Source organism: Candidatus Dactylopiibacterium carminicum (assembly GCF_014736495.1).
In the GTDB taxonomy this organism is placed as follows: domain Bacteria; phylum Pseudomonadota; class Gammaproteobacteria; order Burkholderiales; family Rhodocyclaceae; genus Uliginosibacterium; species Uliginosibacterium carminicum.
The window spans coordinates 1-9,026 of record NZ_MDUX01000086.1 but is presented as its reverse complement, the minus strand read 5'-3'; the positions used below and the strand labels follow the sequence as shown (position 1 = coordinate 9,026).

The 9,026-nt window shown below is 59.5% G+C and carries 10 protein-coding genes and 5 tRNA genes; 1 reads left to right on the top strand and 14 read right to left on the bottom strand.

Annotation, left to right across the window (positions count from 1 at the left end; all coding sequences use genetic code 11):
- Positions 1-80 precede the first annotated feature (80 nt).
- From BGI27_RS16750 to BGI27_RS16685, 14 genes are all read right to left on the bottom strand, one after another.
- The gene (locus BGI27_RS16750) at positions 81-1,688 is read right to left on the bottom strand and encodes an L-type lectin family protein (RefSeq protein WP_095530391.1); all 1,608 of its coding nucleotides are present in this window, start codon (positions 1,686-1,688) and stop codon (positions 81-83) included.
- 143 nt (positions 1,689-1,831) lie between these two features.
- The gene (locus BGI27_RS16745; protein ID WP_095525939.1) at positions 1,832-2,233 is read right to left on the bottom strand and encodes a hypothetical protein; all 402 of its coding nucleotides are present in this window, start codon (positions 2,231-2,233) and stop codon (positions 1,832-1,834) included.
- A gap of 154 nt (positions 2,234-2,387) precedes the next feature.
- Positions 2,388-3,191 carry a PulJ/GspJ family protein gene (locus tag BGI27_RS16740; protein ID WP_095525938.1) on the bottom strand — a complete coding sequence of 268 codons (804 nt, stop codon included), beginning with the start codon at positions 3,189-3,191 and terminating at the stop codon, positions 2,388-2,390.
- A complete protein-coding gene (locus BGI27_RS16735; protein ID WP_095525937.1) occupies positions 3,172-3,726 on the bottom strand; it encodes a type IV pilus modification PilV family protein in 555 nt (184 codons plus the stop codon). The genes BGI27_RS16740 and BGI27_RS16735 overlap by 20 nt, the downstream gene beginning before the upstream one ends.
- Entirely contained in the window at positions 3,716-4,186 is a 471-nt protein-coding gene (locus BGI27_RS16730; protein WP_170943093.1) for a prepilin-type N-terminal cleavage/methylation domain-containing protein, read from the bottom strand. The genes BGI27_RS16735 and BGI27_RS16730 overlap by 11 nt, the downstream gene beginning before the upstream one ends.
- 52 nt (positions 4,187-4,238) lie before the next feature.
- Positions 4,239-4,682, bottom strand: coding sequence for a type II secretion system protein (locus tag BGI27_RS18740; protein ID WP_095525935.1), 444 nt, complete (start codon positions 4,680-4,682; stop codon positions 4,239-4,241).
- A 31-nt stretch (positions 4,683-4,713) separates the two neighbouring features.
- A complete protein-coding gene (locus BGI27_RS16720; protein ID WP_095530286.1) occupies positions 4,714-5,166 on the bottom strand; it encodes a hypothetical protein in 453 nt (150 codons plus the stop codon).
- A 1-nt stretch (position 5,167) separates the two neighbouring features.
- Entirely contained in the window at positions 5,168-6,388 is a 1,221-nt protein-coding gene (locus tag BGI27_RS16715; protein ID WP_095525933.1) for a type II secretion system F family protein, read from the bottom strand.
- 8 nt (positions 6,389-6,396) lie between these two features.
- Entirely contained in the window at positions 6,397-8,100 is a 1,704-nt protein-coding gene (locus BGI27_RS16710; RefSeq protein ID WP_095525932.1) for a GspE/PulE family protein, read from the bottom strand.
- A 150-nt stretch (positions 8,101-8,250) separates the two neighbouring features.
- Positions 8,251-8,327, bottom strand: a tRNA-Asp gene (locus BGI27_RS16705).
- A 46-nt stretch (positions 8,328-8,373) separates the two neighbouring features.
- Positions 8,374-8,449: transfer RNA gene (locus BGI27_RS16700), tRNA-Glu, on the bottom strand.
- 57 nt (positions 8,450-8,506) lie between these two features.
- Positions 8,507-8,583 (bottom strand) — tRNA-Asp (locus BGI27_RS16695).
- A 46-nt stretch (positions 8,584-8,629) separates the two neighbouring features.
- A tRNA-Glu gene (locus tag BGI27_RS16690) sits at positions 8,630-8,705 on the bottom strand.
- A 21-nt stretch (positions 8,706-8,726) separates the two neighbouring features.
- Positions 8,727-8,802 (bottom strand) — tRNA-Ala (locus BGI27_RS16685).
- A gap of 117 nt (positions 8,803-8,919) precedes the next feature.
- Between BGI27_RS16685 and BGI27_RS16680 the strand changes: the two genes are divergently transcribed.
- Positions 8,920-9,026 (top strand): transposase (locus tag BGI27_RS16680; protein WP_141239830.1); only part of this gene is annotated, 107 nt, incomplete at its 3' end.

Genomic DNA, 9,026 nt, shown 5'->3' with positions numbered 1-9,026 from the left:
TCCGGCTCAGGCGCCCAGTGCTCAGTCACGGGCTTCAAACATCCCAGAGGCCGCTCGGGCTACCCGAGCCGGTCCGAGGCTTAAAGATACAAGGTGTACGTCAGCCCCAGTGTGGCACCGCTGCCGGCAAAGGTCCGGGTATCCCCTCCGACCCAACCGCTCGGTGTCAGGGTGGCCGTGACATTTCCGCTGTAGGTAGTGCTGCAGTTGGCATCCATGCAGGCCTGCACAAGAATCTGTGCGGGGGTGCAGGTGAGCGGCGTACTGGTGGTGCTGAAGCGGTAATGGTCTATCTGGGCCTGCATCGTGCTCATGCTGCTTGCACAGACCTGCACGTCATCGATTTCGTGGACGTTCGTTATCTCCCCGGTCGAACCAGTGAGAGAGAACACCATTTGTGCCGGCATCGTGCTTTGCCCGGTATAGGGGGCCGCGTCGAACGTGCTGACCAGCGTCGAATAGCCGCTACCGGTGTCACGCTCGATGGAAACCAGTACCTTGCCGGCCATGCGCGAATCGATGGTGACACGATACAGATGGCCTGACGAGTTGCTGACCGTCGGGCTCAACGTCCCCGTTCCTCTGAGCCAATAATAGTTCGGCGACGCGCCACGGATGCCCAGTGACTGCCCGATACCATTCGAAGAACAAGTCACCCCCGGCGCACACGGGCCACTATCACTGCTGCTTGAAAAATTACCATATTCATCCAGGCCGATACCCAGCCAACCACCTGCAAAACCCGCGACAGTAGGGTTCGACTTTGGTGCATAACCCAGAGAGCCCCCAAATCCGCCAGGCTGTGGCGTGACGCTGGCATCCGAAAGGATCAGCGCAACACCATCCGCCCCCCCGCCGCCATAGCCATAGAAGCGAAAAACCAGTTGAAGATAATTGCCGGCCGACGGGAACACACGCTGGAAACTCACACCGGTCGACTGGTTAGTCACTGCGGCAGTCAGGCGCAGGCGATTGTTGACGATCTGTGGTGTGAAATCCCCAGCCACGCGAACACTGGACCAGTCATTGCCAAGGCCCGTGCTGCGGTTGAAGTTGTCACTCACACAAGTCAGCACAGGTGCCGCACGCAGGATGAAGGTACTGCCGATGTTGTAGCTGCTGGTGTTGAGGTTGGCGGATTGCTGCCCGCCATTCGAATCCGAGCCCAGCAGGTAATAGCTGCCATGCAGCCCCACACCGGTCACACTACCACCCGCCCGGTTATACACACCCGCAGTCGCTGAATTCTCCAATGCGGGGGTAATGCTTGCCGTACCGGAATTCGAGGCGAAGAAAGCCATGCGCAGGCTGCCCGCTGGGTACTGAAGCGACATACTGGGCGCCACAACGCTGGTTCCTACCCCTCCGGTAACGGTACCGCCACAACGGAAGGTCGTGGCACTTGCACAATCCGGATTCTCGGCGCCTCGTGCGGCGTACATGACACCGGTTGCATAGCCTGAATTCAATAGCCCGAGCCACGGCCCATCGATCTGCCAGGTGGCACTGCCTGCGGTTTGGCCTGTGGCGATGTAGCGATAATAGATATGTTGTCGCAGGCTGGTTCCAACCCCGCTGGCAGGGCTGATCCGGGTCCAGCCACTCGGCGCGGTGATGGTCTCACTGGCCTTGGCGATGATCTGTGCGATCAGAACATCCCCTTCTGTCGCACCGGAAGGCGCATTCAAGGTAAAGCCGCATGAAGCAAAAAGCCCCAGCAAACCCTGCACCTGACAAGAGTCAGCCGTTCCTCTCAGCACGGTAATTGCAGCCTGAGACGGAAACGCAACCATCCACCAGGCAAGTAGCAGCAGGAATCGGGACCAAGTGCTCATCGCTCCGTCACCACAATCAGTTGGCGCTCAACGTAATCACTGCGCCGAATTTCATCCGTCAAACTGCTCGGGCACCCGGTATCGCCTGTATAGCAAGCCGTGGAAGTGATCTGCCAGATCGTTCTGTTGGTGCCACCGTCAGTGAAGGCAACGGCATTGCAGGCCCAGGTGACCCTGAAACCATTCAACCCGGGGATGTTTGCCAATGTGCCGCCACCGCAGGCGCTTTCGATCTGTACCGCATACAAGCCGCGCTCGATGCCTGCACGCGCTGCCTGCAATGCCCTCGCGCCCTGCATGTCCAGGGCCGCCGCCTGCTGGCTGGCAGCGCCAACCTGAACAAAGAAAGCCCCCAGGGCGGCCATCACCACCAGCAGAAAGATGGCGGCAGGCAGCACAAAACCCCGCTCAGGGCAATACTGTTCACTTGAGCGTAGGGCATTCCTTGTCGGCGTCATCCCGGAGAAAGCCGGGATCCATCGAAGCCTGAAAACACTGGATTGTGGCGTTCGCCGCAATGACGACATAGGCTTGACAGACCGGCATGGACACTCAAGGCACATTGAGAATTCGTACGGCATGGCTGAGACTCACATTTTCCTGCCCGCGCGAAAGCGTCAGGCGTATCACCAGAAGACCATTCTGGTCGATGCTATTGTTCGCCAGACTTACGTTGCAGGCGCTGACCTGCGTTGCCAGTAGTGCCGTGCTGGCGCCGGCAGGCACAGCCACGGGTTGGGTCGCCTGGCGCGCATACCCCCAGATACGGGTCAGCGTGCCATTACCACAGGCGTAGCTCACCGGCCCACTCACCACATGGAAGCGGTTGCCGGGTGACGCAAAAGGAAACCGCTTTGCCGTGCTGAAAGACACCTGCCCAGTACTTGCACTGGCCAAGGTTGCAAGATTGTCTCCGGCCCAGGCATCAGAGCCCGCTACACCGAGGTTGTAGATCACGACCGCACTGTTCGCTGGCAATGTCGGCAAGGCTTGCCCCGCATAGCTCAACTGCGTTTGAGCGTTGACTGTATCCAGAGGGAATGCGCCGCAGTCGGTCGCCGTGCAATAACGCCCGGCAGCTTCCACCGGCAAATACTCGATGAACCATACGCCACTGCTCTGCTGCGCACGCAGGCTGTTCGGCAAGGCCCGCTGGATATCGCGCTGCAACCGGCGTACGGCAGTATCAGCAGCATCCGCAAGCGCGACACGTCCGGCGGTATCGACCAGCCCTTGCATGGGACGGGGAATGAAGACGGCAACGATAGGCACCAACAACGCGGTGATGGTCACCACCACCACCATCTCTATCAGGGTGAAGCCCCGCGCGGAAAAATCACGGTGCATTCTGGGCATAGCGCATCCTGTAACCAGTGAGCGTGATTGCGGCTTGCCCTGGAGTGGTGACCGTAACGTCGATGCGTAATGCGGCACTGGCGTCGGCCAGCCCGAATGCTGCGCCGGCCTGGGCAATCGCCACCGTTGCGGTATAGGCTGCCAGTCCGTCGATCGCCGTACCGTCCGGCGCCTGGATGCCCGTCATGCTGAAACCGCTGTAGTCGCCTACGTTGTCGAACGGACTGGTACCGCTGTTACGGCTTTCGCCTGCTGTTGGTGCAAGCCCCTGCGCGACGCCGCAGGCAGCCGTACCACCCGCACTCGTCACGACCGGATCATCCGGATCGCACCAGGTGAAGGGCTTGCTGGCGACCTCTTCGAGCAGTGATTCGGCAATCGATACCTGTTGTTTGAAGAGCATGGGATCCGCACCATGGCGGACGCTGAAATCCAGCACGTTCAAGATACCCGCCAGGCTGACAGCAACGATCACGATGAACACGACCAGTTCAACGAAGGTCAGACCTTGCTGACAGGATCGCTCAATGCACATAGCCGGTCTCCGCCTCGACCAGAATCGGCAGACTGCTGGAGCCCCCAGCCACGTTGAGACTTTGTGCTGCCGAAGCGCGCCCCAATGGATCGAAGCTGAAGTCAGCAGGCGTGATGGTCACGCCTGCCGGAACCTGCAGCGAGTAGTCTTCACTGCTCTGCGGATGCTGAATCGCTAGGCTGCAGGCTGCGCCGAATTGCGCCGCGACACGCAAGGTCAGCTGATTGTTGGCAATCGTCACGCAGACCTGGCGACGCTTGGCGACTGCGGACTTCTGTGCGAAACGCAACGCCGCCCGGGTCTGCTCGGCGGCCCCGAAGGCATCAAATTCGCCACGCCCCATGAAGCGGGGCATGGCGACAGCAGCCAGCAAGCCCAGAAGAACCAGGGTTGTGACCAGTTCGGGCAGCGTGAAGCCAGAATATCGGTAATCAGCCGTACCCGCATGCCGGCGGGACATACACAACATTTCTGGCGAATGCCTGATCAAGTATCTGGAGGCTGAATCAGGGTCAACAACCTCCAACAGCCATGGTCGCATCTGCGGGAATACTTGCCGAACTGGCGGGCGTATAGGTAATTCGACACTGGGCTGCCGTAGTCGCACCTGGAACATCAATGAGCACAGGACTCGCGGAACCAATTGTGTAGTCGGATGACGACAATCCAGCCGCATCCGCAATGCTCCCTATCGCCGGATAGCCGTATACCATGTTGATGGTTTTCCCTTCGGCCACCAGCGTGCTGGTTGGATTTGCAGCGTTCCCAGCAGCCAGTGACGCAGCATGCGTCAAACTCATGCCAGATCGCACAGCTCCGTACGCTCCCCGGAGTTTTGCGTCCCGCGCTTGGCTGGTCATATCGACAAATTTCGGTAAGGCCACAGCCGCCAGGATGCCCAGAATCACCATCACCACTACCAGTTCGATCAGGGTGAAACCGCTCTGCTTCTTCATCGCCCATCTCCTCTTCGACATTGCGTAAGGGTCAGAACCATTGATACGGTGTCGTGACCACCATTTCCACACCACCTTGTGGCGACGACAGAATCCGCCAGGCCAGCAGTACAGCCCCGTCAGCAGTCTGAACATGCAGGTGGGCCTGACGACGGGGTCGATACCGAAGCTCGCCGGAGAGGGCATCAAAATGCCATCTTCCGGATACCGGCACCTGTTGAAACTCTGGCACCGCCTCAAGCAAAACCAGGGGATTGCTGCCCACAAGCCCATGCGCATCCTGGCCCGCGACAAGACGCCTGATCTGCTCCAGTCGCAGGCCACTGCGGATGTGCATCAGGGTGGTGGCAACCGCAACACTTTCAGCACGCTCCAGTACGGTTTCCGCGCGTGACCAGAGCACGCCTCCAGTCAGCGCCATCAACAGCAGGCAAAGGCCAATCTCCCAACCAGGCAAGCCGAAACGGCCCTTGCGCACACTCATGTCAATGCGGCCTCAGCATGGCCGAGCTCAGATCCCAGATGGGCAGGAAGATACCCAGTGCCATCACCAGCACGATGGCACCCAGCACCACCACCAGTACCGGCTCGATGCGTGCGGAGAGGTTATCCACCTCGTAATCCACCTCTCGTTCATACATCTCTGCAATTTCCAGCAGCAGGTCATCGAGGGAGTCAGACTCTTCACCCACCGCAATCATCTGCAGCACGATCGGCGTGAAGATCCGTGCGCTGGCTGCGGTGCGCAAAATGCTTTCACCTCGCTCAACCCCCCGCCGCATGTCTTCCAGCTTGCCGGCGATATAGGCGTTGTCCACTACCTTGGCGACCACGCTGAAAGCCTGCATCACCGGCAGGCCACTGGCCAGCGAGAGCGAGAAGCTGCGCGCGAAACGCGCCAGGGTGGCCTTGCGGATGGTCTCCCCCACCAGCGGCAGAGAAAGCTTCCACCGATCCCAGGCAAGCTGCCCGGCACTGGTGCGTACCCAGGCACGCGCGCTGAACACGCAAAGCAGCAAGCCGCCAAGCATCAGATACCAGTAATTCACGCAAAAATCGGAGAACCCGATCAGGATGCGAGTCATTAGTGGCAATTGTGCGTTGAAGGTGGCGAACACCTTCGAAAAAGCCGGAATCACCATCCAGTTGATGACGACCAGCGCGGCAGCCAGCGCGATCACCACGAAAGTCGGATAGCGCAGGGCGGCTTTAATCTTGGCGCGCATCTCCTTTTCGAAATTGAGGTGATCGAAGAGGGTGAGGAAGATCTTGTCGAGCCGCCCGGTCATTTCCCCCACTCGAACCATGCTCACATAGAAGGGGCCGAAAACTTCAACCTCGCGCAACGCGATGGACAGTTCGCGTCCACTGTCGAGGCTGTCACGCAGGCGTCCGAGCATTTCAGCAAAGGCAGGATGAGTCGCGGAGTCGCGCAAACCGGCCAATGCCTGCAGGATGGGGACGCCAGCCTTCATGAGGGTATGCATCTGGCGGCTGAAGAACATGATATCTTCAGCGCTGATTGCTCGTCGCCGTACGTCGAACAGGTTCAACAAGGATTGCCGGACCGCGGCGGGTTGGATATCGACTGGCAGGATGCCGCGGCTGACCAGAAGGTCGGCCGCACTGGGGGCGTCCGGCGCGTCTATCGTCCCCTGACTCACCGCGCCCTGTGCGTCACGTCCTTTGTACGCAAAACCTGGCATGGCAGACCTCACTCATCGAGTTGCGTGGATACGCGCATGGCTTCCTGAACGGTAGTCTGCCCGGCAAGAACACGCTCCACGGCGTGCGAGCGCATGGTCTGCCCCGCAAGTTGCTGACGTGCCAGACGCACAAAGTCGGCCATGCTGCCGCGATTGAGGGCATCCGCTAGTGGTGCGCTCATCTCCAGCATCTCGTAGATCGCTTCGCGCCCGGCATAACCAGAGTGATTGCAATGCGTGCAGCCGCGGCCACGCGACAATCGAATGGAGTCGGCCCGATCCCCCAACTCCAGACGCAGCCAGTTGCGCTCCATGGGCTTTGGCTCGTAGGGCGTTTTGCAGGAATCGCAGATCACGCGCACCAGACGCTGTGCAATCACCCCCAGCAACGTAGTGGATAACAGATAGTGCGGCACCCCCATGTCGAGAAGACGCGAAGGGGTGCTGGCAGCGTCATTTGTATGCAGAGTGGATAGAAGCAGATGGCCTGTCATCGCCGCTCGCACACCGATCTGTGCGGTTTCCTCGTCGATCATCTCGCCCACCAGCACCACATCAGGGTCGTGCCGCAACGTGGAACGCAGCACCCGGGCGAAGCTGAGCTCGATCTTGTCATTGACCTGTACCTGGGACAGACCAACCAGCCGATATTCGACCGGATCCTCAATGGTGATGATCTTGGTGGTCGGTGCATTCAGCGCCGACAGCGTGGCGTACAGCGTGGTGGTCTTGCCGCTCCCGGTGGGACCCGTCACCAGGAGCATGCCGTAACTGTGCGCAATCATTCGCCGATAGCGCGCGAGCATTTCCGGTGGCATACCGATGCGCTCCAGATCCAGCAGGCCGCCGTTCTGCGCCAAGAGGCGCATCACTACTGATTCGCCATACTGCGTCGGCATAGTCGACAGGCGAATGTCCACACTCGCCTGTTTCACTTTCACATTGAAACGCCCATCCTGGGGCAGACGTTTTTCAGAGATATCGAGCCCGCTCATGAGCTTCAAGCGCAAGACCAACGCCGGCCCGATCCGGCTATCCACCTCCGTCTGCAGATGCATTTCACCATCGATGCGGAAGCGGATCTGGAGCTTGAGCTCCTGCGGCTCGATATGGATGTCGGAAGCCTTGATCTGGAAAGCATCCTCGAAAATGGACTGCAGCAGCTTGACCACCGGCGCATCCTCACCGCTGGCATCCAGCCCCAACCCACCAAAATCCACGTAGGCATTACCGAGGTCCTGCTGCAGCTCGCGCGCCAGCCCGGTAATCTCCTCGGTGCGTCGATACAACCGGTCTATAGACGCCAGCAGCTGGTTCTCCGACAACACGGCGAGATTCAGATCCTTCTTGAGGATGCGAGCGATCTCGTCGTAGGCGAAGATATCCGAGGGGTCGGCCATGCCCAGCAGATACTTGTTGCCAGAGGCTTCCAGCACCAGAACCCGGAAACGACGCGCCACGGTTTCAGGCAGCAGGCTGGCAACGGCAGGATCGACTTCCCGCTCGCGCAGATCGATATAGGCGATACCCAATTGATTGGCGATGGCGGTACAGATCCGGGCTTCAGTAACGATACCGCTCTCGACCAGCACACGCCCGAGCTTACGACCACTCTGCTTTTGCTGAACCAGGGCCTCTTCCAGCTGTGCCGGAGTGACGAGACCTTCCTGGACTAAAAGTTCCCCTAGGCGGTACTTCTGCGGTTTGGCCATATGTCTCCCGCAGCGCGGATGCGCAGATATGGGTTCTGGCCAATGAACGGAACAGATGAGGGCTTGCTGGAGTAGTACAAAGAGGCACAAACAAAAAACCGCCTGGTTCAATCGCTTCTCCAAGCGAACGACACAGGCGGCTAAGCGTGCTGGCGGAGTGGACGGGACTCGAACCCGCGACCCCCGGCGTGACAGGCCGGTATTCTAACCAACTGAACTACCACTCCAGGATGGATGCCTCAGCATTCACCGCAAAATCTTCCAGCCATCGGCTGGCGTCCCCACGGGGATTCGAACCCCGGTTATCGCCGTGAAAAGGCGGTGTCCTAGGCCTCTAGACGATGGGGACCTGGACGGGCATTACTGCCCTGATAAACAAAAGCCGCCCGCAGGCGACTTTTTGAGTTGGCGGAGTGGACGGGACTCGAACCCGCGACCCCCGGCGTGACAGACCGGTATTCTAACCAACTGAACTACCACTCCAGGATGAATGCCTCAGCATTCATCGCAAAATCTTCCAGCCATCGGCTGGCGTCCCCACGGGGATTCGAACCCCGGTTATCGCCGTGAAAGGGCGGTGTCCTAGGCCTCTAGACGATGGGGACCCGGAACAACATTCTTCGCGTTGGTGGAGGTAAGCGGGATCGAACCGCTGACCTCTTGCATGCCATGCAAGCGCTCTCCCAGCTGAGCTATACCCCCGTTCAGCGAAGATCCGCATCTTAGACAGCGCCCCGAAAGCTGTCAAGCAATACCTGAATCGCCCCCGGTTCACTAGACACTTCGAAGCCTTAAGCTGGCAACCAAGTGGAGGTGTCTATGAGTAGCAAGCGATACACGGAAGAGTTCAAGATTGAAGCGGTCAAGCAAGTGACCGATCGCGGACATAGCGTTGCGGACGTTGCCGGGCGACTGGATGTGAGCAT

Excerpts from the sequence above, each read along its gene's own strand:
- BGI27_RS16720 (WP_095530286.1), bottom strand. The coding sequence starts at position 5,166 with ATGAGTGTGCGCAAGGGCCGTTTCGGCTTGCCTGGTTGGGAGATTGGC.
- BGI27_RS16735 (WP_095525937.1), bottom strand. The coding sequence starts at position 3,726 with ATGTGCATTGAGCGATCCTGTCAGCAAGGTCTGACCTTCGTTGAACTG.
- BGI27_RS16710 (WP_095525932.1), bottom strand. The coding sequence starts at position 8,100 with ATGGCCAAACCGCAGAAGTACCGCCTAGGGGAACTTTTAGTCCAGGAA.
- BGI27_RS16715 (WP_095525933.1), bottom strand. The coding sequence starts at position 6,388 with ATGCCAGGTTTTGCGTACAAAGGACGTGACGCACAGGGCGCGGTGAGT.
- BGI27_RS18740 (WP_095525935.1), bottom strand. The coding sequence starts at position 4,682 with ATGAAGAAGCAGAGCGGTTTCACCCTGATCGAACTGGTAGTGGTGATG.
- BGI27_RS16730 (WP_170943093.1), bottom strand. The coding sequence starts at position 4,186 with ATGTCCCGCCGGCATGCGGGTACGGCTGATTACCGATATTCTGGCTTC.
- BGI27_RS16740 (WP_095525938.1), bottom strand. The coding sequence starts at position 3,191 with ATGCCCAGAATGCACCGTGATTTTTCCGCGCGGGGCTTCACCCTGATA.